Below are 25,749 nucleotides of genomic sequence, written 5' to 3' on the forward strand. Positions count from 1 at the left end.
GTCGCGCACCGATGCCAGGACGGCGTTGTCCGACCACGCCGATTTCGCCACGAAATGGTGAAGCGACTGGTGTTTGGCGCGTACCTGCGTCGGCTTGATGTGCGCCGCCAACGGCTCGACGCTCTTGCGCGCGATCGGCAGCATCAGCCCTTGGCAGTAGTCTTTCAGACTTGTCCTGCGATCCATATGACCCAACGCGCTGCACAGCCGCTCAAGATACATATCCAGCTCCGCCAAATTCGTCATTCCCGTCTCCTGTCGTTATAGACAGTTCAACAGTATACGCACATAATTGATTTTGTGACATAGTAAGACTAGAGGCTGACGACCTGCAGCATCTGCGCGGGCACGCTGCGCTCGGCCACGCTCAGCAGGTGCGCATGGTGGGTAAACACGATCACCTGGTGGTCCCTGGCGAAATCGGCGATCGCGCGCAAGGCCAGCGCCGCGCGGCCGTCGTCGGAGGTCATCAACACGTCGTCGAGCACCACCGGCAGGTCGTAGCCGGCGTCGCGCCGGATTTCGAGTGCGGCCAGCCGCAGCGCCAGGTAGAGCTGGTCGCGCGTGCCTTCGCTCAAGCCCTCGACACGCACCTGGCCGCCAGTGCCGCGCTGCGCCAGCAAGACCGGCTTCGGACCGGCGTCGTCGCTGACCAGCCGCACGAACTGGCCGTCCGTCATTTGCTGGAAGTAGCGCGATGCCGCCAGCAGCATCGGCCCCTGGGCACGCTCGCGGAAGCGCTTGAGCGCCTCGTCGAGCAAGGCATGCGCCAGCCGCGAGCGCATCCACGGCGCCATCGATAGCCGCACCCCTGCCGCATCGCGCTCCATGAGCTCGCGCGCTGCGGCAGCGGTATCGGCCGAGTCGACCGCCTCCAGGGCACGGCGCGCCGTTTCCTCGGCCTGGCGCGCGCTGCGCAAATCCTCCTCCAGCTTGTCCAGCTCGGCCGAGACCTGGCTTTGCTCGTCGTCCATGCGCCCGGCATCGTAGTCGCGCAGGAGCGCGCGCAACTCGTCCAGCGGCCGCGAGGAGGCCACGGCGAGGTCCTTGCGGGCGCGGTCGGCGTCGGCTTGGGCCAGGCGCTTGCGCGTCGATTGCGCTTCCGCCGCCGGCAGCGCCTCGGGCGCATCGACATTGGCCGCGCGGCACAGCCGCTCCAGTTCCGCTTGATGGCGCTGCGCCAGGCTTTCCTGTTCGCGCCAGCGTTCCTGCGCGTCGTCCAGTGCCTGCTGCCTGAGGGCGCGCTCGCTGTCGATCCGCCTGGCTTGCGCCAGCCTTGCCTCCAGCTGTTCGACGTAGTGGCGCAGGTCGGCGGCCGGCGGATCTCCCATGGCCTGGGCCAGTTCGCGGCCCTGCCCTTGCAAGCGCTCGAATGCTTGCTGCGCCCGCAATTCGCGCGCGCTGGCGCCATCGAGCTCGGTCTTGGCATCGCCCAGGCGGCCGAATTCGGCCAGGCGCGCGCCCGCAGCGGCGATACCCGCCTCCGGATCGAGGTGCAGCGCGCCGTAGACGTGCGACGACACCGCCGCCACCGCGCCGGCAAGCTGCTCTTCCAGCGTCGCCTGCTGCGTCTTGAAGCGGCGCCGCTGCTGTTCGCGCTCGATGCGCTTGCCCGCCGCCGTGCTGAGCACCCGCTGGCGCCGTTCGATGTCGTCCTGGATATCGTCCACCAGCGACGACAGGGTGGTCAGGGAACTGCTGGCGGGGGCCGCCACGCCAAGCGCCGCGATTGCATCGAGCAAGTCGTCGACCAGCGCGCGCTCGGTCGTGCGCGCCACCTCCAGCTCGTCGGTCAGCGCTTGCAGGTCGCCGCTGCGCGCGCGCGCGCTGGCAAGCAGTGACTGCCATTCGCGCAGCGCTTTCGGCGCCAGTGGCGGCAAGCCGTGCGCTTCCAGCCTGGCGTTCCAGCGCTCCAGCGCCGCCGCGCTGCGCTCCTCGATCGCCGCGTGTTCGTGTTCCAGATCGGCCGACTGCTGGGCAAGCCGTGCCAGCTCGTCCTGGCTGCCCTGCAACTGCGTGGCGCGCTCGGTGTCGCGGGCCAGCTCGTCGACCAGCCGGTCGGCATCGCGGATGCCGGCCTCGACGTTGTCGAGCAGGGCGGCGGGCGCCGGACTGCCGCCGCTGTTGGCATCACGCACCTGCATCCAGCGGGTGTCGCGCTGGCCGCGCGCGGCGCGCACCTGTGTCATGGTCGGCACCGCGCCGGCGGCCAGCAACTGGTCGCGCCTGGCTGCGGCGGCCGCGTGCTCGGTTTTCAGCTGCGCAAGCTGCTTGCGCAAGGTGGCCATTTCAGTGTCCGCCGATTCCGACGCGCTGCGCGCGGCATCGATTTCGCTGTCGAGCAGCGCGCGCACCTTGGGCAGCGCCGCGTGATCGGCCAGGCCCAGCGCCGTCACATCGGCCTCGATCAAGCGCTCCAGCTGGCGGATCTCGGCCGGAAGCTGCTCCTTGCGCTTCATCAGCGCTTCCTTGCGCTTGGCCTCGTCCCGGACCGCATGCAGCACGCTCACCAGCCCGGACGCCGGCAAGGCGTCGCTCGCCTGTTCGTCGTCGTCCACGGGCAGTGCCGACTCCAGATGCTGGTCCAGCCGCTGTTGCGCCAGTTTGAACTCGCCCAGCACCTCGTCGATCCGGGCGCGCGCGGCCGGCGCCGGCGCCAGGGCCAGCACGGCATCCGCCGCCGCACCGGGCAAGATGCCGCCCGCGTATTGCTCGAGCAGGCGATGCGCGCCGGCGACCTGGTCCGACGCCTCGGCAATCGCGTCGCGCAGGCTGTCGAGCGCTTCGGCGCTCACGGCCAGCCGTTCGATGCGGGCGGCCGCGTCCAGCGCCGCCTGGTCCGGCGCCAGCGCCTTGAGCTGGGCGGACAAGCGTTGCACGGCTTCCCGCTCCGCTTCCGCACTCTGGTGCGCGGCGGCAAATCCCGCCTGCGCCGCCGCCCTTTCGGTGGCGGCGTCTTCCGCCAGCACGCGCACGTCTTCCAGTTCGGACAGGATCTCGCTGGCCGCATCCTGGCTGCGGATCAGCGGCCCGACGCCACGCAGCTCGGACAGGCGCAGCTGGCGGCGGTTGGCTTCCTCGTGCCGCACCTCCAGGTCGGCCAGCCGCTTGGCCGCCGCCTGGTGCTCCTTGAAGCGTTCCGCCCACCACGCCGGCTTGACCTGCGCATCCTTGAATGCGTGATGATGTTCGCCATAGCTGCGCAGCGCCTCGTTGATGCGCCCGTTCTTTGCGCGCGTGCCCGGCATGAAGTAGTTGCGGGCCGACAGCTCGAGCTGCGCCAGCACCGCCGGAATGCTGCGCACCCCGGCGCTGGCCTCGAACAGCGCCGCGCCGACCTCGCCCTGGCCGGCCAGCAGCGCCTCGCCGCCCTTGCGCAAGCGGTCGTGGTCCAGGCCGAACATGGCCTCGTAATCGTCCTTCGACAGGCCGCAGGTGATCAGCGCCTCGATATCGGGCGTCACCGGGCTGCCGTCGGCATAGTGCAAGGTGTTGGTGCGGCCCTTGCGGCGCGTGAGGTGATAGGACTTGCCGTTGCGGTCCACCAGCACGCCGCCCAGCAGCATGTCGCGGTGCTCATGCACGAAATTATCGCGGCTCAGCTGCGGTATGCCGAAGCGCAGGTCCGAAATCGCGCGCAGGGTCGACGATTTGCCCGCTTCATTCGGACCGTGCACGAACACCACGTTTTGTCCGGCGCTGCCGAAATCGAGCTTGCGGTCGGTGAAGGGACCGAAGGCGGTCAGGTGCAGTTCGCGCAGTTTCATCGTGCGCTTCCTTCCATGCCGCCCAGGTGGGCCAGGACGGTCGCCTCGGCGTCGGCCAGCAGCGCGCGCAGCGCTTGCGGCGTCAACAGCGCGGGGTCGCAATCGGCCAGGCCGGACGGCAAGGTTCCCAGGCTGCCGAGCTGCGCCAGCGCCCAGGCGCGCAGCTGCTCCTCGCTCGACGCGATCTCGTCAACCAGTTGCACCACCTCGCCGACCGCGTCCGTGCGCTTGAGGGCGACATCGCGGTCGAGCGGCGAGCGCAGGTCGAGCTGGACTTCCTCGACCCACAGGTCGGCGCCCTCGAAGTCCTGGGTGCCGGCCTGGATCGCGGCGGCAATGGTGCCGGGCTGTTCGGCCTCGATCCGGTGCAGCTCGGTCTGGCCGCTGACGATCACCCGCAGCGCATGCAGGCGTTCATGCTCGCCGGCCACCAGCTCACCAGCCGCCTTCATGAAGCGCTGGCGCAAGGCATTGACGTCGGCCGCGCCGCCCGCGTCCAGTTGCAGGCGGTGCCAGCGCACCACGTCGAGCGGCACGAACTGCGCGCTGGTGATGGCGCCAGCGCTCACCGTGACCAGTTCGCAGCCCTTGGGGCCGGTCTCCTTGGCGTGGCGGCCTTGCAGATTGCCGGGATAAACGATGCGCGGACCGGCCTCGCGCACGACTTCGCGCGCGTGCACGTGGCCGAGCGCGAAATAATCGTAGCCCTTGCCGCACAGCGCATCGACCGTCGTCGGCGCATACACGTCGTGCCCGCCGCGCCCGTTCAGGCTGGTGTGCAGCACGCCGATGTTGAACATATTGGCGCTGGCGTCGGGATAGTGCTCTACCAGGTCTTCCGGCACGGCGCGGTTGGGGAAGCTGCGTCCGTGCAGGGCTACGCCGAGCTGGGCTATCGTGAAAGTCTCGACCGAGGTCGACTTGAACGTGTGGACGCCCTCGACCGGCGGCAGCTGTTTGGTGATCTGGCTTTCGGCATCGTGGTTGCCCTTGACGATGTAGACCAGGATGCCTTCGCGCGTCATGCGTACCATCTGGTCGCGAAAAAACAGGCCGGTGCGGAAGTCGGCCCAGTTGCCGTCGTAAATGTCGCCCGCCAGGATGACGAAATCGACCGCTTGTTCAATGGCGAGGTCGACCAGGGCGGACAAGGCCCGGCGCGTGGCGCCGCGCAACGCCTGGACCGGCGCGCCATCGTAACCGTTCAGCCCGCGCAACGGGCTATCGATGTGCAAATCGGCGGCATGGATAAATTTCATGAATCTGACCTTGGAAAGTGAGCTCGACAGAGGGCAGCCGTATTGTAGTGGCAAGTGGAAAGGATTTGCTGGCTCTTGTGAAGCGCCAATCATGCGTCCGCCGTCTGGACCACCGTCGGGCATCGACAGTCCGCTCTCCGGCCATGCGTCGATTCCTGTTTTCGCTGCGGTATTGCGGCTGCGGCTGCTCAAGGCCAGCGCGGCGGTAGCGGGCTATCGTCGCCACGTAAGCCCTCACCGCAGACCGTGCCGCCAGGCATCCCCGCGCTTCCCGGCCGGAAGCCACCTCTCTGGGAATCCACCATGAAACGACGCACCTTCTTAACGATAGGCGGCACCGCCGCTCTCGGCAGCGCCCTGACGGCGTGCGGCGGGTCGCACGAGCCGCCACCTCGGCCCCAGCCGGAACCGCCCATGCATTCGGGCACGGTGATCGCCTGGAATACCCTTGCGCTCGACGCGGTGCGCGCCACCCGCATGCCGCCGCCCATCGCCGCGCGCGCCCTGGCAATCGTGCACAGCGCCATGTACGAAGCCTGGGCCGCCTACGACAGCGTCGCGCTTGGCCAGTACCTTGGTTCCCAGCTGCGCCAGCCGCCCGCCGAATGCACGCGCGCCAACAAGGCGCTGGCGATCAGCTTCGCCGCTTACGCGGCCCTGCTTGATCAATTTCCCGGCCAGCAAGCCGCCTTCGGCGCCCACCTTGCCGCGATGAACAGCCGGCCTGTCGACGCGTATAACAATAGCGCCACCGCTCCTCGTGTCGGCAACATTGCCGCCCACGCGGTGCTCGACCAGCGCCGCAACGATGGCGCCAACCAGGACGGCAAGCTGGCGCCCGGCGGCATCCCGTTCGCCGATTACAGCGGCTACCAGCCGCGCAACCCGCCGCTGCTGGTCAGCGAGCCCACGCCGCGCGCCAGCATCCCTTTCCCCGGCCTGTGGCAGCCGCTGTCGTTCATCGATGCCGGCGGCGTGCGCCGCACGCAAGCGTTCCTGACGCCATTCTGGGACGCCGTGCGCCCGTTCGCCCTGGGCACCGGCAGCCAGTTCCGCCCGCCTCCGCCCGCCGCCTTCGGCAGCCAGGAATTCATCGAGCAGGCCGAGCAGGTCGTGCAGATCCAGGCCACCCTGACCGAACGCCAGAAGGTGATCGCCGACTACTGGGCCGGCAGCTCCATCGGCGAACTGCCCGGTTCCTACTGGTGCCGCTTCGCGCAACTGATATCGGAACGCCACGATTACAGCGACGATGACGACGTCAAGCTGTTCTTCGCCCTGGCCAATGCGGTGTTCGACGCCAGCATTGCCGCCTGGGACGCCAAGCGCGCCTACGATTCGGCGCGCCCGCTCAGCGCCATCCGCTACCTGATGCAAGGCCACATCGTCCAGAGTTTCGGCCCCGGCGGTCCCGCCAGCGGACTGCGCCCGGTGGCCGGCGAAGCCTGGATGCCCTTCCACCTGGCCAGCGCGCCCACGCCCGCCTTTCCCGACCACGTGTCCGGCCACAGCACCTTCAGCGCCGCCTCGGCCGAGATCCTGCGCCGCTTCACCGGTAGCGACAGCTTCCGCCACACGGTGACGATACCGGCGCGCTCGCTGCTGTTCGACCCGGCCCTGCCGTCCGCGCCAGTCACCCTGGCGTGGAACACGTTCAGCGATGCCGTGGCCGAAGCGAGCATCTCGCGCGTCTACGCCGGCATTCATTTCGAGCGCGCCAGCATCGATGGACGGGCCCTGGGCAGGCGAGTTGGCGCCGCCGTGTTCGCACGCGCGCAGGCGCTCTGGCGCGGTCACGCCTGAACCGACAGCCCGGGGCGGGAATGCAAACGGTCCATGCTGTCGCCCAAGGCGACAACCGCAACCGCAACCGTTCGCGCGCAAGCGCTCTGGCTCGGTCACGCCTGAACCGACAGCCCGAGCCGGGAATGCAAACGGTCCGTGCTGTCGCCTAAGGCGACAAGCTGAGCCGACAGCCCGGGCCGCGAACGCACCCGGCCCCGGCTATCCTCATCGCCATCCCGGCAAAAAAGACTTCCCAAAATTAACGTCAGCGGTTAACTTACTATCTTTAATCATTTGCCAACGGTCATAGGCCGGTGGCATTGCTCCTCCATGACTTTGAATGCCGATCAAATCCTCGCACTGGCGCCCGATGCGAGTTCCGCCAAAGCCGGCAGCCAGCTGGCAGGGCCCGCCAAGTGGGGCAACCTGGGCCGGACCGACAGCGCCGTGTGGGGCGAATGCCAGGGCAGCGGCAAAGTCCCCTATCGTACCCAGATCGACCTGGGCGAGCCGGCCTTCAAGTGTTCCTGCCCCAGCCGCAAGTTTCCCTGCAAGCACGGCATCGGCCTGTATCTGTTACTAGCCAGTAACAGCCCCCTGTTCGCGGCCGGCGCGCCGCCGCAGTGGGTCAGCGACTGGCTCGACAGCCGCCAGCAGCGCAGCGAAAAGAAACTCCAGAGCGTCGCCGACAAGGCCGTCGCTCCCACGCCCGAACAGGCGGCAGCCCAGGCCGCGGCGGCGCAAAAGCGCGAGGACAAGCGCGACAGCAAAGTCGCGGCCGGCATTACCGAACTGCACACCTGGCTCGAAGACCTGGCGCGTGAAGGCTTGTCCACCCTGCGCGCACGCGGTCCGGCCTTCTGGAACGACATTGCCGCGCGCATGGTCGACGCCCAGGCCGGCGGCCTCGCAGCGCGCCTGCGCCGCGCCAGCGGCATGTGCTTCGACACCACCCTGCCCGACTGGGAAACCCGGCTGGCGCGCGAGCTGGCATCCATTTACCTGCTCGGTACCGCCTTCCGCCGCCTGCCGGACTTGCCGCCGGAACTGCAAAGCGACGTGCGCACCCTGATCGGCTGGAGCGTCAGCCAGGAAGAGGTGCTGGCCCAAGCCGGCGTGCAAGACCGCTGGCAAGTGCTGGCCCAGCACACCAGTGACAACGAGCGCATCCGCGCGCGCACCACCTGGCTGCGCGGGGTGGCGAGCGGACGCTGGGCCATGATCCTGCAGTACGCCGCAGGCACCCAGGGCTACGACAGGGTGCTCGCGCCCGGCACCCAGTTCGACGGCGAACTGTGCTTCTATCACAGCGCCTATCCGCTGCGCGCCCTGATCAGGCAGCAGGATGCCTTCGGCCCGCTTGATACCCGACTGGCGAACGCCCCCACGCTCGACGCCTCGCTGGCGGCCTACGCCGACGCCCTGGCACGCAACCCTTTCCTCGACCGCTTTCCGCTCGTGCTCGACGCCATGGTGCCGCGTGCCGGTGCCACGCCCCACCTGGCCGGCGCCGATGGCCGCGTCGTTGCGCTGCATGCCAGCTTTCGCCACCTGTGGCCCCTGCTTGCGCTCAGCGGCGGCCATCCGGTGACAGTGATCGGCGAATGGGACGGTGAGGCCATCGTCCCGCTCAGCGTGTTCGCCGAAGACCGCTTACATTCCTTCGACAACGAGACCGTAGCATGAGTTCCCCGCTCCCTTTGAAAATGCATAAGACGCTGCAGATCGGCACCTCGCGCGCCGCGCCCGGCGTCGACGACGACTTGCCGCCGGCCTTGCGCGACAGCGTGCGCGGCCGTCCCGGCGCCGCTGCCGCCACACCCGAAGAAAACCTGTGGCTGTCGCTGGCCGCCCACACCCTGTGGCAGCGCGCCGGCCATCAGCCCACTGCGCCGGAACTGGCCGCGCCAGCGACGCCATCGAGCGACAGCGATACCCTGCGCGCCTGTCCGGCGCAGGCCGAACGCGCGCTGGCGCTGCTGGTGCAAGATGAATATCCGCAAGTGCGCTCCGAATGGCTGCGCCTGGCCAACGCCTGCCAGTGCCGCCTGCCGCCGCGCCTGCTTCCAGCCGTGCTGGACATGGGTAGCGCGCATCGTCCCTTGCGCGGCCTGATCGAGGGCGTACTCGGCGCGCGCGGCCACTGGCTGGCGAAACAGAATCCCGCCTGGAACTGGGTGGGCGCCGACACCGACGATGTGCGCTTGCTGTGGGACGAAGGCCATATCGAACAGCGTGCCCATGCCCTGCGCGACATGCGCGCCCAGGATGGCGCCGCCGCCCTGCAAGCACTGCAAGCAACCTGGCCGAGCGAAACGCCGGAACACCGGGCCACCCTGCTCGGCTGCCTGTCGGTGGGCCTGGGCCTGGCCGACGAGAGCTTCCTGGAAAGCGCGCTCGACGACAAACGCAAGGAAGTGCGCAGCGCCGCCCAGCGCCTGCTGGCCGGCCTGCCCGGCTCGCAAATGGCGCAGCGCATGCTGGCGCGCGCCGTGCCGCTGCTGCGGGTGGAGCGCAACGGCGACTCGGCCCACCTGCTGGCCGAGGTACCGCATGAGCGCGACAAGAGCATGCAGCGCGACGGCGTCGGCGCCGGCCTGTACCCCGCCATGGGCGAAAAATCGGGCTGGCTGGTCGATATCCTGGCGGCCGTACCGCCAACTTACTGGTCGAACAGCTTCGACGCTTCGCCGCGCACCTGCCTGACCCTGGCCATGGCCAGCGAGTTCAAACATACATTGCTGCTGGGCTGGTCGAGCGCGCTGCAACGCAGCCTGCAAGCTGGCTACGATGCCGGCCTGCACGCCTGGTTCACCGCCTTCCTCGACCTGTATTTAAAGTCGTCCGGCATCCACACCCACATGCCGCGCGACTTTTTCAGCCTGTTCGGCACCCTGCCAAGCGACGCCGCCGACGACTTGCTCAGCACCCTCGTAGAAGCGACCCCGGCAGCGTGGATGCGCGCCCATTCGAGCCTGATCGACCTGCTCGACGACGCCGCCAAGAGCGCGCAGCGCAACTGGCCGCTGGCCTTGTCCAAGGCCGTGGTCAGCCGCATCCAGGCCGGCTGCGCGGCCAACACGCTGCAGAGCTGGTCGCTGACCTACACCATGGCCTCGCTCGCGCTGGTGCTCGACCCGCGTGGCATCGAGGCCTACGAAAACGGCTGGCCGACCGCCATCCCCGAGTTCGCGCAATGGCAGGACACGGTCGACAAATTCCTGCGCACCCTGCGTTTCCGACACGATATGTATTCCCCTTTTCAGGAGCAATCTGCATGACCGCCATTTCTACCATCCTGCGCCAGCACGCTGAAACGCAGTACGCCGAGGAACTCGCAGCGCTGGCCGCGGCCGACACGCGCCAGCGTCCGCCGCGCTGGAAGCTGTCGCCGTGGGCCGTGTCCACCTACCTGCTGGGCGGCACGCTGGACAATGGTGTCGAGATCAGCGCCAAGTACATCGGCAATGCGCGCGTGATCGAAATCGCCGTGGCCACGCTCGCCACCGACCGCGCCCTGCTGCTGCTCGGCGTGCCGGGCACGGCCAAGTCGTGGGTATCGGAACACCTGGCTGCCGCCATCAGCGGCGATTCCACCATGATCGTGCAGGGAACCGCCGGCACCAGCGAAGAAGCGGTGCGCTTCGGCTGGAACTACGCGCAACTGCTGGCCAAGGGCCCGTCGATGGAAGCAGTGGTCCCAAGCCCGATCATGCGCGCCATGCGCGACGGCAAAATCGCCCGCGTGGAAGAACTGACCCGCATCCCGAGCGAAGTGCAGGATAGCCTGATTACCATCCTGTCGGAAAAGATGTTGCCGATCGCCGAGCTCGACGACGAAGTGCTGGCGCAAAAAGGCTTCAATATCATCGCCACCGCCAATGACCGCGACCGTGGCGTGAATGAACTGTCGAGCGCGCTCAAGCGTCGCTTCAATACGGTCGTCTTGCCGCCGCCGGCCACCGCCGACGAAGAAGTACGCATCGTCGAAACGCGCGTGGCCAGCCTTGGGCGCGCACTGGAGTTGCCGGGCGAAGTGCCGGCGCTGGAAGAAATCCGCCGCGTCGTCACCGTGTTCCGCGAACTGCGCGCCGGCGTCACCACCGACGGCAAGCGCAAGATCAAGGCTCCCAGCGCCAGCATGAGCACGGCTGAAGCGATTTCGGTCATTACCAACGGCATGTCGCTGGCCGCCCACTTCGGCGACGGCACCATGCGCGGCGCCGATGTGGCCGCCGGCATGATCGGCGCCATCATCAAGGACCCGGTCCAGGACCGCGTCGTGATGCTGGAATACCTCGAAACCGTGGTCAAGGAACGCGAAGGCTGGAAAGACCTGTACCGGGCCTGCCGCGACGTGATGAATTGACTGGCCGATGAGCGTTCATTTATTCGGCATCCGCCACCACGGTCCGGGCTGCGCGCGCAGCCTGGCGCAAGCCTTGCAGGCGCTGCAGCCGGACTGCATCCTGATCGAAGGCCCGCCCGAGGCCGACGAGCTGATTGGCTTCGCCGCCGACCCGGCCATCAAGCCGCCGGTGGCGCTGCTGGTCTACGTGCCGGCCACGCCGCAGCGCGCCGTGTTCTACCCTTTCGCCGAGTTTTCGCCGGAGTGGCAAGCCATGCGCTACGCCACCGCCAACGGCGTCCCGGTACGTTTTTGCGACTTGCCGCAGGCGCACCGCCTGGCCGAGCCGGAAGCGGCCGCGCCGGCTGCCGACCAATCGACAGCCGGGCAATCCGAATCCGATTCCGAATCCGGTTCCGGCACCGACCAGCTGCACCAGGACCCCTTGCAATGGCTGGCCAACGCGGCCGGTTTTTCCGACACCGATACCTGGTGGGACCATCTGGTCGAGCAGCGTTCCGACAGCCTCGACCTGTTCGCCGCCATCGCTGAAATGATGACCACGGTGCGCACCGACATCGCCGCCCCGCCCGATCTGCGCGAGCAGCAGCGCGAAGCGTGGATGCGCAACGCCATCCGCCTGGCCGAGAAACAGGGCCACCAGCGCATCGCCGTGGTCTGCGGCGCGTATCACGTGCCGGCGCTGGCGACCATGCCGTCCGCCAAAAGCGACAACGACTTGCTCAAGGGCTTGCCCAAGGTCAAGCTGGCCGCGACCTGGACGCCGTGGAGCTACGGCCGCCTGGCGTTTCGCAGCGGCTACGGCGCCGGTGTCAGCGCGCCGGGCTGGTATCACCATATGTGGGGCCACCCGGCCCAGGCCAGCCTGTACTGGCTGACCGATGTCGCCATCCTGCTGCGCAAGCACGACCTGGATGCCTCGTCGGCCAGCATCATCGAAGCGGTGCGCCTGGCCGATACGCTGGCGGCGATGCGCGAGCGGCCCCGTGCGGGCCTGGGCGAGTTGCAGGAAGCGGTGCGCGCCGTGTTCTGTTACGACAGCGACACCCCGCTGCGCCTGATCCACGACGCCCTGTTGATCAACGACCGCCTGGGCGAGGTGCCGCAAGGCGTGCCGACCCTGCCGCTGCCGCAGGACGTGCAAACCCAGCAAAAGCGCCTGCGCCTGCCGGTCAAGGCCGATCACAGCCAGCTCGAACTCGACCTGCGCCAGCCGGCCCACCTGGAAAAAAGCGTGCTGCTGCACCGCCTGGCGCTGCTCGGCGTCGACTGGGGCCGCGCCGAGCGGGTCAGCGGCAAGTCGGGCACCTTCCACGAATGGTGGCGCCTGGCATGGGAGCCGGAATATGCGATTCGCCTGATCGAAGCGAACGTCTGGGGCGGCACCGTGGAAGCGGCCGCCACCGGCAAGGCGGTCAGCCAGGCCAATGAAGCGAGCACCCTGCCCGAGCTGACCGCGCTGATCGAACAAGTGTTGCTGGCCGACCTGCCGCAAGCGGTCGACTTGCTGATGCAGCGCATCCAGGAAGTCGGCGCGCTCACGCCGGACGTGGGCTTCATGCTGGCCGCCCTGCCGCCGCTGGCCAGCGTCATGCGTTACGGCAGCGTGCGCGGCACCGATACCAGCGCCATCGGCCAGGTGGTCGACGGCCTCGTCACGCGCGCCTGCATCGCCCTGCCCTTCGGCGTGCTGGGCATGGCCGATGAACCGGCAGCCGAACTGGTCAGGCAGCTGATCGCCGCCGACCGCGCCATCCGCCTGATCCAGGAAGAAGCGCTGCTGGACGCCTGGTTCGGCGCGCTCGACCAGGTGGCGGGCAATGAACTGTCGCATTCGCTGATCAGCGGGCGCTGCGCCCGCATCTTGTCGGAGCAAGGCCACTGGGACCAGGAACGCACCGCGCGCGCGCTGGCCTTGCGCTGTTCGCATGCGAGTGCGCCGCTGGCCAGCGGCAACTGGCTGGAAGGTTTCCTGCAAGGCAGCGCCGCCCTGCTGCTGCACAACGACAGCCTGTGGAGTTTGGTCAACAACTGGATCAACCGCCTCGATCCGGACAGCTTCGTCGAACTGCTGCCGCTGCTGCGGCGCACCTTTGGCGCCTTTGAAGCGCCGGAGCGGCGCCAGTTGAGCGAACGCGCCGGCAGCGCGGGCGGCACGCTGGTCATTACCGCGTCCGCCGGCAGCGTCGATGAAGCGCGCGCGCGCTTGGTGCTGCCCGTGCTCGGCATGATCCTCGGCGGCAGCGCTGCATTATCAACACCGGAGACTTCCCATGTCGCATGAGCTCACCCAGCAGGAACAAACGCGCCGCTGGCGCATGGTATTGGGCAGCGAGCCGAACCAGCCGGAAGTGTCGCTGGGCGCGGATGACCTGGCCATGGACCGGGCGCTGTCGGCCCTGTACAACCCGGCGCCGGGACGCAATGGCGGGCTGGGCGCATCGGCGCCGAACGTGTCGCGCTGGCTGGGCGATATCCGCCAGTATTTTCCATCGAGCGTGGTGCAGGTGATGCAGAAAGATGCGCTGGAGCGGCTGGGCCTGGAGCGCATGCTGCTGGAACCGGAAATGCTCAAGGCGGTCGAGCCGGATGTGCATCTGGTCGCCACCCTGCTCAGCCTGAATCGGGTGATGCCGAACAAGACCAAGGAAACGGCGCGCATGGTGGTGCGGCAAGTCGTGGACGAGCTGGAGCGCAGGCTGGCCAATCCGTTCCGGCAAGCCGTCACGGGCAGCCTGAACCGGGCGACGCGCAAGCGCCGTCCGCGCCATCACGAGATCGACTGGCTGCGCACGATCCGCGCCAATCTGCGGCATTACCAGCCGGAATATCGGACGATTATTCCGGAAACGCGCGTCGGGTTCGGGCGCAAGGGCCAATCGCTGCGCGACATCGTGCTGTGCATCGACCAGAGCGGTTCGATGGCGCCGTCGGTGGTGTACGCCAGCGTGTTCGCGGCGGTGCTGGCCAGTATCAAGGCGGTCAGTACGTCCGTGGTGGTGTTCGATACGGCCGTGATCGACCTGACGCCGATGCTGGCCGATCCGGTCGACGTGCTGTTTGGCACGCAGCTGGGCGGCGGTACCGATATCAATCGGGCGCTGGGGTATTGCCAGGGTTTGATCGAACGGCCGGCCGATACCATTTTCGTGCTGATCAGCGATTTGTACGAGGGTGGGAATAACGCCGAGATGCGCAGGCGGGCGGCGGCGATGGTGGCGGCGGGCGTGCAGGTGATTGTGCTGCTGGCGCTCGATGATCATGGGGCGCCGGGGTATGACCACGCCAATGCGGCGTATTTTGCGGCGCTGGGAGCACCGTGTTTTGCGTGTACACCGGATTTGTTTCCGGAGCTGATGGCGGCCGCGATCAAGCGCAGTGATGTGGGGCAGTGGGCTGCGCAGGCGGGGATTGTGGGGGTTAAGCCGTAACGCGTCGTTCCTGCCATTGGCAGGAACGACGGCTCAACGTTCAGCGCTTGAACGACTACGGCGCAATCGACGTCGATTCATACGCCCCGATATCGAGCTGGCTGGTTACCGGCCGGCCGATCCAGAATGCCACGTGCTTGTACTGCGCCACCGGTGTGAGCGAATAACCCGTCGCCGACACCCCGGGATCGGTACCCGCATTGATCACCAGCGGCGATGGCGTCGGCCGCAGATCGTAGGTCGCGCGGTTAACAAACCCCGGGGCGATCGAACGGTAATTGGTCTTGGCCACCGTGCTGACCTGCGTACTCAAGGTCCCGATCCCCGAAAAGATATTATTCTGCAGTAGCGCCGGCTTGGTCACGCCCGAACCGACCATCACAAACACCCCGCGCGCCGTATCGTCATTCACGAACGTATTATTCACCACATATAAATTATGCCCGGGATTGGTGGCGCCCTCTTCCCCGTAGGCCAGCATCGCCCCGTTCTGATTGGCCGCCGGCTGCTGGATCACATTCCCGATCACGTACGAGGTGCCGGCATTCGGCAAATCGATCTCGTAACTCGGCTGTCCCGACGCCGTCGAACCCGTCTCGCCCGGACGCAGGCTGGAAAAACGGTTGTACAGGATATGGTTGGTCTGCGCGCGCGACTTGAGGTTGTGCCCGACGTGCGCATCATGCGAAAAGTTGCGACGGAACATCAAACTACGCACGTTGCCGATGTACAGGTTGTGCGTCTGCCCCGTGCCGTACCCATTGTGTCCGAATTCGGTGCCTTCGATGACGATGTCGCTGGCCAGGTTCGCGCCGCTGAGAATGCCGTTTTCATTGTCGTGCAGGAAGCTGTTGCGCAAGGTGAAGCCGGCACCTTCCAGGCGCAGCGCCGCGCCATTGCGGTCAGGAACCTTGGCACCAAACATTTCCACGTTTTCGATCAGCACGGTGTTGCCGACCACCACCCAGATCGCCTTGCCCATCGCATTCTTGCCGGCCGCATCGATGCGCGGACGGCCGTTCACGCCCTGGATCGTCAGGTAACTGGCGTAAATGGCGCACACGTCGCCGCTGTACAACACACCACCTTCAATCTGGATCCGGTCGCCGTTTTTTGCCGCCGCAATCGCGCGGCACGGGGTCGCGTAAGTCTTGCCCGGGCCGACGCTCAGGATCGCGGCCGAGGCGACACCCTGCATGCCCAGCACTGCCACGGCCGACACGCAGGCCGCGCGCAGTATGTTTTTCTTTACCATTATTTTATCTCCTGGGGAGCAGGTGAACGCACAGACGCCATCCCTGCGAAAAATCAACTAGAAATATGACCGTTGTCAAAGCGTCATGCTGCGTATAGTAACCGCAAGCTGTCGATTCTACGAGGAAGTTGTGGGCGCCGTCGCGCCTGAGGCCTGATTACCCGCTCAGGGAACCTGGACGTTGAGGCGCTTGCCGAGCTTGCGCAGTTCGCCGCTGTCGACATAGGCATTGAAGGCGCGGTCGAAGCGCGAGCGCATGACGTCGTACTCGGGCCGCTTGGGGAAAGCGAAAAAGCCGCGCTGCAGGGAAATCGTGCGTCCCACCGGCACCACCTTGCCTTCCAGCGCCAGCAGCGGGATGACCGGCTCGGTATTGCGCACATTGCTGGCAAACAAATCCACCCGCCCGTGCGCCAGCATGGTCAGCGCCGACTCGACCGAGTTGGTCACGCTCACCGCCAAATCCTTGATCCCGGCATTGAACTCGTCGCCATAGGCCCAGCCGTTGATGATCACGATGCGCTTGCCGCGCAGGGAGGAGAAGGTGCCGTCCCAGGCAAACGGGGCGCTGCTGCGCGAGAAAAACACCATCTGGTCCTGATAGAAAGGACGCTCGGAAAACGTGAACAGTTCGAGCCGTTCGGGCGATTTGTAGGGGCCGACGAGGATGTCGGCCTGCCCCTGCGCCACCATCGATTGCGCGCGCGCCCAGGGATACAGCTCGAAATACACCGGCTGGCCCAGTTCGCCGCCGATGGCGCGGATGATTTCGACCGCCATGCCGGAAAACTCGCCATTGGCGCGCTCGTACACGCGTGCAAAATGGGCGCCCACCACGAGCAGCTCGCGCGGCGCGGCACCAGCCGGCAGGGCCAAGGCCAAGGCCGCGGCCGCGCCCAGCAACAGGGCGCGTCTGGCGGCGTCGACAGGGGAATCGGAGCGCGTCATGGCAAAAATTGTTTTCTCATAAAACAATTGTACTGCCCACAGCGCTCGCGGGGGAATTACTTGACGGTTACCTTGATCGATTTGCTCATCGGCGTGCCGTAGGACTGGTGCGCACCGTTGGCGAACTGCAGGGTCAGGGTGTACTCGCCCGGCGCCAGCTTGACATCGGATTCGGTCTGGCCTTTGCCGAAATGCAAGTGTTTGTCGTCGAAGGGGATCGATTCGCCTTCCTTGATCGCGGCACCGTTGATGACCAGGTGATGGTGGCCGGAATTGGCGACCAGCGCGCCGGCCGGCTTGACGTCCATGCCTTCGACGGCGAACTTGACCTTGAACGGGCTTTTGACGGCCGCGCCATCGGCGGGTTCGACGAAGGAGACCGATTGTGCCGACGCGGCCGCCATGGCCAGCAGCGATGCGGAGAAGACGATGTGCTTGATGAAGGATGTCAAGTGGATTCCTTTGCGGTTGAAAAAACGACAGTGGAAAAGCAAGCCCTTGGCGCTGTGCACGCCAACGCTTGCCGGGCTCAATGGTGCGTGGCTAGTCGTTCTTGATGACGATGCTGGGGAACTTGCTGGTCATGTCTTTCGCCTTTTCGGCGATCTTGATGGCCACCTTGCGCGCGATGTCCTGGTAGATCTGCGCCACCGGCCCGTTCGGCTCGGCCACCACGGTCGGACGGCCCGAATCGGTCTGCTCGCGAATCGACATGGTCAGCGGCAAGGCGCCCAGGAATTCCACGCCGAAGTCGGCGCACATCTTGGCCCCGCCGCCGTGGCCGAAAATGGCTTCCGTGTGGCCGCAGTTCGAGCAGATATGCGTGCTCATGTTTTCCACCACGCCGAGGATCGGAATGCCGACTTTCTCGAACATTTTCAAGCCCTTGCGGGCGTCGAGCAGGGCGATGTCCTGTGGCGTGGTGACGATCACCGCGCCCGTGACCGGCACTTTTTGCGACAGGGTCAGCTGGATGTCGCCGGTGCCCGGCGGCATGTCGACGATCAGGTAATCGAGGTCGCGCCAGTTGGTTTGCTCCAGCAACTGCTGCAAGGCTTGCGTGACCATGGGGCCGCGCCACACCATCGGCTCGTCCGGATCGATCATGAAGCCGATCGAGGACACCTGCAAACCGTGGTTTTCCAGCGGTTCCATGGTCTTGCCATCGGAAGTTTCCGGACGGCCGTTTATGCCAAGCATCATCGGCTGCGACGGACCGTAAATATCCGCGTCCAGCACGCCCACGCTGGCGCCCTCGGCCGCCAGGGCCAGCGCCAGGTTGACCGCCGTGGTCGACTTGCCCACGCCGCCCTTGCCGGACGCCACCGCGATGATGTTCTTCACGTTCGGCATGATCTTCAGGCCGCGCTGCACGGTGTGCGACATGATCTTGGAATACACGTTCGGATTGATGCGGCCCGCGCCCGGCAGCGCCTGCAGGGCGGCCACGATGGCGCTGCGGATGCCATCGATCTGGCTCCTGGCCGGATAGCCGAGTTCGACGTCGAGCGCGATATCGTTGCCATCGAGCTTGATATTCTTGATCGTCTTGGACGACACAAAATCTTTCTGGGTGTTCGGATCGATAACCGCCGTCAATGCATTCTTGACGTCTTCTACTGTGATGCTCATGTAAATCTCCAGGGAATAGGATGCCGAAACATGCCGGAGTTTAGCGCAAATCGCCTTGTCAAGCCTTGCCTGAATGGCAAATCCGGGCAAACCCCTGTGCGCAGTCGGGTCATCCGCTGGTAAAATGCTTCTCTGTTTTTCTTGATAAACTTTCCAATAAGCGCATTTCAACCATGACTCGCAAGCTGTTCGTCACCACCGCCCTGCCTTACGCCAACGGCGCCTTTCACATCGGCCACATGATGGAATACATCCAGGCCGATATCTGGGTCCGTTTTCAGCGAATGCAACGCGACGGCGACGCCCAGCGTGAAGTCCACTTCGTCTGCGCCGACGATACCCACGGCACGCCAATCATGATCGCGGCCGAAAAGGAAGGCATCACGCCCCAGGAATTCGTGGCCAAGATCGCGGCCGACCGTCCGCAATACCTGGACGGCTTCCACATTGCCTTCGATAACTGGTACTCGACCGATTCGCCGGAAAACGTGGAGCTGTCGCAAGGCATCTACCGCAAGCTGCGCGATACCGGCCTGATCGTCACCAAGACGGTCGACCGCTTCTTCGACCCGGTGAAAGGCATGTTCCTGGCCGACCGCAACATCAAGGGCGAGTGCCCGAAATGCGGCGCCAAGGACCAGTACGGCGACAATTGCGAAGTCTGCGGCGCGGCTTACCAGCCGACCGAACTGGTGAACCCGTTCTCGGTCTTCACCGGCTCGACGCCGATCCTGAAGCCGTCGGAACAGTATTTCTTCGCCCTGTCCGACCCGCGCTGCTACACCTTCCTCAAGGAATGGCTGAACACGCCTGGCCGTTTGCAGTCGGAAATGGTCAACAAGGTCTCCGAATGGCTTGGCGAGGCCGGCGAAAAACTGGCGGACTGGGATATTTCGCGCGATGCGCCCTACTTCGGCATCCCGATCCCCGATGCACCAGGCAAGTTTTTCTATGTCTGGCTGGACGCGCCGGTCGGCTACCTGGCCAGCCTGAAAAATTATTGCAGCAAGAAAGGGATGGATTTCGATGCCCTGCTGAACGACCCGGACACCGAGCAAGTCCACTTCATCGGCAAGGATATCGTCTCCTTCCACCTGCTGTTCTGGCCAGCGATGCTCAATTTCGCCGGCCACCCGGTGATCGACAAGCTCAAAGTCAATGTGCACGGCCACCTGACACTGAACGGTGAAAAAATGGCCAAGTCGCGCGGCACCGGCATTTCGCCGCTGCGCTACCTCAAGCTGAAGATGAATCCGGAATGGCTGCGCTACTACATCGCCTTCAAGCTCAATTCGAAGGTCGAAGACCTCGACTTCAATGGCGAAGACTTCATTGCCCGCGTGAATAGCGACCTGATCGGCAAATACGTCAACATCGCCAGCCGCTGCGCCGGTTTCATCGCCAAGAATTTCGAAGGCAAGCTGACCGCCACCCTGTCGCCGCACGCGCAGCAGTGGATCGGCCGCGCGCTGACGGTTGACGGCAATGAACGCCAGGCCAGCATCGCCGCCAACTTCGAGAACCGCGAGTTCGGCAAGGCGCTGCGCGAAATCATGGAAATTGCCGACATCACCAACCAGTATGTCGATGAAAACAAGCCATGGATCTTGGCCAAGGACCCGGAAAAAACCGCGCAACTGCACGATGTGTGCACCACGGCGCTGATTTTGTTCCGCCAGATCACCATCATGCTGTCGCCGGTGCTGCCGCAGATTGCCGCCAAGGTCGCCGAATTCCTGCGCGACGATGCATTGAGCTGGAGCGACACGACGGGCGCCGCCGTGTACGAAACCATGCTCGGGCGCGAAATCGGCGCCTACAGCCACCTGATGACCCGCATCGACCCGAAAATGGTCGAGGCGCTGATTGAAAAACCAGCCGTGGCCGCTGCGCCCGTGCCGGCACCCGCGCTCGCCGCGCCCGTCCTGGAAGCGCCAGTCGCCGGCGACATCGAAGCGATCGCGCCCACGATCGAATTCGCCGACTTCGGCAAGATCGACATGCGCATCGCCAAAATCGTCAACTGCGAACTGGTGGATGGATCCGAACGCTTGCTGCGCCTGACCCTGGACGTCGGCGAAGGCCGCCTGCGCAACGTACTGTCCGGCATCAAATCGGCCTACACGCCCGAGCAACTGATCGGCAAGCTGACGGTGATGGTGGCCAACCTGGCGCCGCGCAAGATCGGCAAATTCGGCAGCTCCGAAGGCATGGTCCTGTGCGCCTCGGCCGCCGACGAGAAGGCCAACCGTATCGACGGACCGCCTGGCCTCTACGTCCTCGAACCATGGCCAGGCGCGCAGCCTGGCATGCGCATCGGCTAAGGACGCACATGAACCTCGTGGTGCGCCCGGCAAGCGACGACGACGCCCAGCTGATCGCCGACCTGACCCGGGCCTCCTGGGCCGGCACGGTGACGGTGACGTCGAGCGGGCACCGCGAAACCGCCCAGCGCGTGGCCGAACAGCTGCGCTGCGGCGGCGCCTTCATCCTGCTGCAAGACGATGCGCCGGTCGGTTCGGTGCGCTGGGCGCCGCACGACCTTGAACCGGACGTGTGGGAAATCCGGCGCATGGGCGTGCTGCCGCACTGCCGCGGCGGCAATTTGTCCCAGCATCTGCTCGAAGCGGTGATCCATCAAAGCCTGGCCAGCGGCGTGCAGGAACTGCGGCTGGCGGTGCGCAGCGACCAGCCCAAGCTGCTCGACCTGTACGCCGCCTATGCATTCGAACTGGCCGAGGAACTCGACTATTCCCACGCCAATGCGGCGGAACCGCCGCCGCGCGTGATGCGGCGCGTGCTGCGCCATTGACGCCATCGCCATCCTTGCAATGCATCACATGAGTGCCGCTATCGGAACCGCGATATCGAAGGCCGCAAGCGGGCGCTATAATGTCGCGCTTGACGAGAAAAACAACATGCCCCGCACTTGCGCCCTCGTGGCGCCGGCCGGGGTGGTGGGCCCGGGGCCCGAACCTTCTTACTTTTGAGTGGTATCTATGACCGAATTGACTTCCTTGAGGCACATCCCGCACGCCAACCTGTTTCGCAAGGGCGATGTGTTCGTACTGTTCGGCGAACTGTTCGGCCGCGGCTACGCTAACGGCCTGATCGATGAGGCACGCAAGGCCGGCATGACCATCGTCGGCATCACCGTCGGCCGCCGTGACGAAAACAACGCGCTGCGCGCACTCAACGAAGAAGAACTGGCCGAAGCCGAAGCCAAGCTGGGCGGGCGCATCATCAATGTGCCGCTGATGGCCGGCTTCGACCTCGACGCGCCCGCAGGCGAACAGAACCCGACCGAAATGCTGGCCGGCCTGACCCTCAAAGGCTGGCAGGAAGAAAAGCTGGACTGGGCCGCTGTCGAGCGCTGCCGTGAAGTCGGCGTGCGCCGCTTCACCAGCTCCGCCGCCCAAGCCATGGCGGAGATCGACAAACTGATTCCCGACGGCAGCAATGTCTTCTTCGCCCACACCATGGCCGGTGGCATTCCCAAGATCAAGGCCTTCCTGGCCATCGCCAACCGCATCTACAAGGGTCGCGGCGAGCGCTTCATGTCCTCGCGCGAACTGCTCGATAGCGACCTCGGCAAGCTGATCTTGATGAACTTCGACGAAGTCACGGCGAACACCCTGCAACACCTGATGACCGCCAGCGCCGCCATCCGCGACCGCGTCGTCGCCAAGGGCGGCCAGGTGCGCTACACGGCCTACGGTTACCACGGCAGCGAGATCCTGATCGACGGCAAGTACCAGTGGCAGACCTACACCAACTACACCCAGGGCTACGCCAAGATGCGCCTCGAAAGCGTCGCGCAGGCAGCCTGGGCGCAAGGGATCAGCGCCACCGTCTTCAACTGCCCGGAAATCCGCACCAACTCGTCCGACATTTTTGCCGGTGTCGAACTGTCGCTGTTCCCGCTTCTGAGCGCGCTGAAACGCGAAGGCGGCGCCGCCTGGGCCGAGCAGCAATGGGCCGCCTGCCAGGAACTGCTGAACGATGGCGTCTCCGTGCAAAGCCTGATCGACCAGATCGAGGCCTACAACAACGACCCGGTCAGCGCCAGCTTCCGCAACTTCGACGCCTGGCCGATGGACAACACGCTGCCGTTGGCCGAGGTCATGATCGGCACCTCGGACGACATGACCAAGCTGCACAAGGACCGCAAGGCCCTGATCACCGACCACCTGAGCGCGCTGGTGCTGGAAAGCGCCGGTCCGCTGATGTTTTATGGCGCATCCGAGAAAATCGCCCCGGTGCTGTGGCTCAATCACGACATCATCGCCAGGCAACTGAACCTGCTGCACCCATAAGCGCGCGAGCGCACGCCTCGTCGGCCCGCCCTGGCGGCCGACGAATTCCCCCTGCCGCCTTGCTCGCGGTAAAATAGCATTGTCCGCTACCCAAGTCCATACCATGAAACTGACCAAACAATTCCAGCTTTACGAATCCGACCACACCAAGTTCATCCGCGAACTCAAGGCCAAGAATCCCGAGATGGAAGCCGGTCAGATTGCCGGCCGCGCGCTGCTGTGGGACAAGGCCCCGACTTCCCTGGCCGAGCAGGATAAAACCAAGGAATCGCGCGTCAGCCAACAGGCCTACGTGTACCAGAACAAACTCTGACATCCCAGGGCGAGACCATGTTGCCAGATGAGGCGGCGACGGAAGAACTCGCCACAGAGCCAGGCGACGCACTACGTGACGCACTACGTGACGCACCGACTGCCGCGCCGGTCGAGTTGCCGGCGGTGCTGCAGACGCCGGAAGAGGTACCCGCGTTTGCCCGTTTGTACGGCGAGCCGCTGCTGCGCATGCCAACCGACCTGTTCATTCCGCCCGACGCGCTGGAAATCTTCCTTGACGCCTTCGAAGGTCCGCTCGACTTGCTGCTGTACCTGATCCGCAAGCAAAACTTCAACATCCTCGACATTCCGATGGCGCAGGTCACCCTGCAATACCTGAAATATGTCGACCAGATCCGCCTGCACAACCTGGAACTGGCCGCCGAATACCTGCTGATGGCCGCCATGCTGATCGAAATCAAATCGCGCATGCTGCTGCCGCAGCGCGTGGCCGAGGACGACCTGCTCGACACCTACGATCCGCGTGCCGACCTGGTGCGGCGCTTGCTCGACTACGAGCAGATCAAGCTGGCCGCCTACGAAATCAACGCCATTCCCCAGCTCGAGCGCGACTTCACCCGGCCGCAATTGTTCGTCGAACAGAGCAACATTCCCAACTGGCCCGATGTCGACCCGCTCGACTTGCAGCGCGCCTGGCTGGACGTGCTCAAGCGCGCCAAGCTGACCCAGCATCACCGCATCAGCCGCCAGGAACTGTCGGTGCGCGAGCACATGACCTCGATCTTGCGGCAGCTGCAATCGGCGCGCTTCGTCGAATTTGCCGACTTGTTCCAGGGCCAGGGCGGCGTGCCCATCGTGGTGGTGCACTTCGTGGCCATGCTGGAACTGGCCAAGGAAACCCTGATAGAAATTACCCAGGCCGAGCCGTTCGCGCCGATTTACGTGCGCCTCGCCTACTCCCCGGCGTAAGCCGATCCATTTGATACCCGTTTGAGGAAAGCCCCATGAAAATCATCTCTTCCGTTGAAGAACTGCGCGACCAGCTCAGCGGCCAGCTGCGCACGGCCTTCGTGCCGACAATGGGCAACCTGCACGAAGGGCATCTCTCGCTGATGCGCCTGGCGCGCAAGCATGGCGACCCGGTGGTGGCCTCGATTTTCGTGAACCGCCTGCAATTCGGGCCGAACGAAGACTTCGACAAATACCCGCGCACCTTCCAGGCCGACGTCGAAAAGCTGGAAAAGGAAGGCGTGTACGTGCTGTTTGCGCCGACCGAGAAGGATTTGTACCCGGAGCCGCAAGAGTTCCGCGTCAGCCCGCCGCAAGACCTCGGCAATACCCTGGAAGGGGAATTCCGTCCGGGCTTCTTCACGGGCGTGACCACCATCGTGCTGAAACTGTTTTCGTGCGTGCAACCCAAGGTGGCCGTATTCGGCAAGAAGGATTACCAGCAGTTGATGATGGTGCGCAATATGAGCCGTCAATTCGCCCTGCCGACGCAGATTATCGCGGCCGAGACCTGGCGTGCGGACGACGGGCTGGCGCTATCGTCGCGCAATATGTATTTATCGGAAGCGGAGCGGGCTGAAGCGCCAGCGCTGTACCAGAGCCTGAATGCGGTGGCGAATGAAGTGCGCTCCGGCCACCTGGATATCTTCCAGCTTGAGCACAAGGCGATGGAAGAGTTGGCGCGGCGCGGCTGGAAGCCGGACTACATCTCGATCCGCAAGCAAAACGATTTGCAGCCGCCGACGGCGGGCGACCTGGCGCAAGGCGCGCCGCTGGTTGTGCTCGCTGCGGCCAAGCTCGGCACCACCCGCCTGATCGACAACCTCGAAATCTGACCCCACAACAAAACCGGGGTCTGACCCCGGTGTGGAAAGTCGAGGTCAGACCCCGGTGTGGAAAGTCATTCTAGGAGGTAAGCTGATCCGGATTTAGAATCTGCCCTTGAATTTGCAGTTGCTGGCACCGCGCTTGCGCGTTTTGCAGCGCTCGACGCGGGTAGTGCCTTGTGCGTCGTTGTCGATCTCCACCGCAAACAGCCTGCCATCGACGCAGCGGGCACTCCACAGCGCCGTGTCGCGTTCATCGCTGCCTTGGTAGATCGCGCGCTTGATGCCGATGCAGCGGATGCCCGCATCGGTCACCGCCTCCGCCAGCGCCGCCTTGCGCTTGGTTTGCGTCATCTTTGCCAACTGCATGTGAACCGGATTGGCACTGGCCGCACTCGACAGCGCGGCGATCAGGACGCCTGCGACCAGGCGTGAGATCATTCGTTTCCCCACAGAACTTCCTTTATTCAGTGCCAGCACGGCCGGCGTAACGTTCAATTGTTCGGATTCCCGCTTCCATTTTTTCCCGTGCAGAGGCATTGGCCGAGTGCACCCGCATCGCTGGCAGCCGAAAGCCGGCGGTAAATACCTGTTCCTCGATCCACAACACCACATCGTAGCCGGTGCCGCGCGCATCGTCGCCCAGGTCGTGGTCCAGGCTGAGGTGCGTAACCGCGCCGCCCGCCAGCAAGGCGATGGCCTCGTCCGGCCAGTAGACGCGCACCCAGCCATCGGGCGTGGCACGTTCATCGTCAAGATACACTTTCATCAACACCTGCCGCCTTCCCCGCGAGAGCATACCCGGTTCGCCAAAAAAATGGCAAAAAAACAACCGGGGTCAGAGCTCCGATCAGAAAGATTTCTGATTGGAGCTCTGAC

General features: G+C 65.2%; 21 protein-coding genes. 12 read left to right on the forward strand and 9 right to left on the reverse strand.

Annotation, left to right across the window (positions count from 1 at the left end):
- The 3 genes from PO883_RS15695 to PO883_RS15705 all read right to left on the reverse strand — a co-directional run.
- Positions 1-246: transposase (locus tag PO883_RS15695; RefSeq protein WP_289310602.1), on the reverse strand; the 246-nt coding region annotated here is incomplete at its 3' end.
- 68 nt (positions 247-314) lie between these two features.
- Complete coding sequence (locus tag PO883_RS15700) at positions 315-3,767, reverse strand: YhaN family protein (RefSeq protein WP_289310603.1); 3,453 nt, start codon at positions 3,765-3,767, stop codon at positions 315-317.
- A complete protein-coding gene (locus PO883_RS15705; protein ID WP_289310604.1) occupies positions 3,764-5,026 on the reverse strand; it encodes a DNA repair exonuclease in 1,263 nt (420 codons plus the stop codon). The genes PO883_RS15700 and PO883_RS15705 overlap by 4 nt, the downstream gene beginning before the upstream one ends.
- Before the next feature lie 303 nt (positions 5,027-5,329).
- Here PO883_RS15705 and PO883_RS15710 point away from each other — a divergent pair, with 303 nt between their 5' ends.
- The 6 genes from PO883_RS15710 (at position 5,330) to PO883_RS15735 (ending at position 14,611) form a co-directional block, all read left to right on the forward strand.
- Positions 5,330-6,829 (forward strand): vanadium-dependent haloperoxidase, encoded by a 1,500-nt coding sequence (locus PO883_RS15710; RefSeq protein ID WP_289310605.1) that lies wholly within the window; start codon positions 5,330-5,332, stop codon positions 6,827-6,829.
- A 312-nt stretch (positions 6,830-7,141) separates the two neighbouring features.
- A complete protein-coding gene (locus PO883_RS15715) occupies positions 7,142-8,497 on the forward strand; it encodes an SWIM zinc finger family protein (protein WP_289310606.1) in 1,356 nt (451 codons plus the stop codon).
- Positions 8,494-10,092, forward strand: coding sequence for a DUF5691 domain-containing protein (locus PO883_RS15720; protein WP_289310607.1), 1,599 nt, complete (start codon positions 8,494-8,496; stop codon positions 10,090-10,092). The genes PO883_RS15715 and PO883_RS15720 overlap by 4 nt, the downstream gene beginning before the upstream one ends.
- Positions 10,093-10,097: 5 nt before the next feature.
- Positions 10,098-11,180 (forward strand): AAA family ATPase, encoded by a 1,083-nt coding sequence (locus PO883_RS15725; protein ID WP_289310676.1) that lies wholly within the window; start codon positions 10,098-10,100, stop codon positions 11,178-11,180.
- 7 nt (positions 11,181-11,187) lie between these two features.
- Positions 11,188-13,464 carry a DUF5682 family protein gene (locus tag PO883_RS15730; RefSeq protein ID WP_289310608.1) on the forward strand — a complete coding sequence of 759 codons (2,277 nt, stop codon included), beginning with the start codon at positions 11,188-11,190 and terminating at the stop codon, positions 13,462-13,464.
- Positions 13,454-14,611 carry a VWA domain-containing protein gene (locus PO883_RS15735; protein WP_373890071.1) on the forward strand — a complete coding sequence of 386 codons (1,158 nt, stop codon included), beginning with the start codon at positions 13,454-13,456 and terminating at the stop codon, positions 14,609-14,611. The genes PO883_RS15730 and PO883_RS15735 overlap by 11 nt, the downstream gene beginning before the upstream one ends.
- A gap of 55 nt (positions 14,612-14,666) precedes the next feature.
- Here the strand turns inward: PO883_RS15735 and PO883_RS15740 are convergent, their stop codons facing one another.
- From PO883_RS15740 to apbC, 4 genes are all read right to left on the reverse strand, one after another.
- Positions 14,667-15,866, reverse strand: coding sequence for a hypothetical protein (locus PO883_RS15740; RefSeq protein WP_289310609.1), 1,200 nt, complete (start codon positions 15,864-15,866; stop codon positions 14,667-14,669).
- 165 nt (positions 15,867-16,031) lie between these two features.
- A complete protein-coding gene (locus PO883_RS15745; protein WP_289310610.1) occupies positions 16,032-16,814 on the reverse strand; it encodes an ABC transporter substrate-binding protein in 783 nt (260 codons plus the stop codon).
- Positions 16,815-16,870: 56 nt separating this feature from the next.
- Positions 16,871-17,272 carry a DUF4399 domain-containing protein gene (locus PO883_RS15750; protein WP_289310678.1) on the reverse strand — a complete coding sequence of 134 codons (402 nt, stop codon included), beginning with the start codon at positions 17,270-17,272 and terminating at the stop codon, positions 16,871-16,873.
- Between the two features lie 85 nt (positions 17,273-17,357).
- Positions 17,358-18,446, reverse strand: a complete 1,089-nt coding sequence (gene apbC / locus PO883_RS15755; protein WP_289310611.1) for an iron-sulfur cluster carrier protein ApbC — start codon at positions 18,444-18,446, stop codon at positions 17,358-17,360.
- A gap of 173 nt (positions 18,447-18,619) precedes the next feature.
- Here apbC and metG point away from each other — a divergent pair, with 173 nt between their 5' ends.
- From metG to panC, 6 genes are all read left to right on the forward strand, one after another.
- Complete coding sequence (gene metG / locus PO883_RS15760; RefSeq protein WP_289310612.1) at positions 18,620-20,770, forward strand: methionine--tRNA ligase; 2,151 nt, start codon at positions 18,620-18,622, stop codon at positions 20,768-20,770.
- An 8-nt stretch (positions 20,771-20,778) separates the two neighbouring features.
- Entirely contained in the window at positions 20,779-21,258 is a 480-nt protein-coding gene (locus PO883_RS15765; RefSeq protein WP_289310613.1) for a GNAT family N-acetyltransferase, read from the forward strand.
- 187 nt (positions 21,259-21,445) lie between these two features.
- On the forward strand, positions 21,446-22,762 hold the full coding sequence (locus PO883_RS15770; RefSeq protein WP_289310614.1) for a hypothetical protein: 1,317 nt from the start codon (positions 21,446-21,448) through the stop codon (positions 22,760-22,762).
- 103 nt (positions 22,763-22,865) lie between these two features.
- Positions 22,866-23,075: a DUF3460 family protein gene (locus PO883_RS15775; RefSeq protein WP_099876892.1), complete on the forward strand. Its 210-nt coding sequence runs from the start codon at positions 22,866-22,868 to the stop codon at positions 23,073-23,075.
- A gap of 17 nt (positions 23,076-23,092) precedes the next feature.
- Positions 23,093-24,004, forward strand: coding sequence for a ScpA family protein (locus PO883_RS15780; protein ID WP_289310615.1), 912 nt, complete (start codon positions 23,093-23,095; stop codon positions 24,002-24,004).
- A 35-nt stretch (positions 24,005-24,039) separates the two neighbouring features.
- The gene (gene panC, locus PO883_RS15785) at positions 24,040-24,879 is read left to right on the forward strand and encodes a pantoate--beta-alanine ligase (protein WP_167084862.1); all 840 of its coding nucleotides are present in this window, start codon (positions 24,040-24,042) and stop codon (positions 24,877-24,879) included.
- 93 nt (positions 24,880-24,972) lie between these two features.
- Here the strand turns inward: panC and PO883_RS15790 are convergent, their stop codons facing one another.
- Together PO883_RS15790 and PO883_RS15795 are read right to left on the reverse strand one after the other, a co-directional pair.
- The gene (locus PO883_RS15790) at positions 24,973-25,368 is read right to left on the reverse strand and encodes a hypothetical protein (RefSeq protein WP_289310616.1); all 396 of its coding nucleotides are present in this window, start codon (positions 25,366-25,368) and stop codon (positions 24,973-24,975) included.
- Positions 25,334-25,639 (reverse strand): cyclic-phosphate processing receiver domain-containing protein, encoded by a 306-nt coding sequence (locus PO883_RS15795; protein ID WP_289310617.1) that lies wholly within the window; start codon positions 25,637-25,639, stop codon positions 25,334-25,336. The genes PO883_RS15790 and PO883_RS15795 overlap by 35 nt, the downstream gene beginning before the upstream one ends.
- Positions 25,640-25,749 lie beyond the last annotated feature (110 nt).

The organism is Massilia sp. DJPM01, assembly GCF_030348125.1.
GTDB classification, from domain to species: Bacteria; Pseudomonadota; Gammaproteobacteria; order Burkholderiales; family Burkholderiaceae_D; genus Telluria_A; species Telluria_A frigida.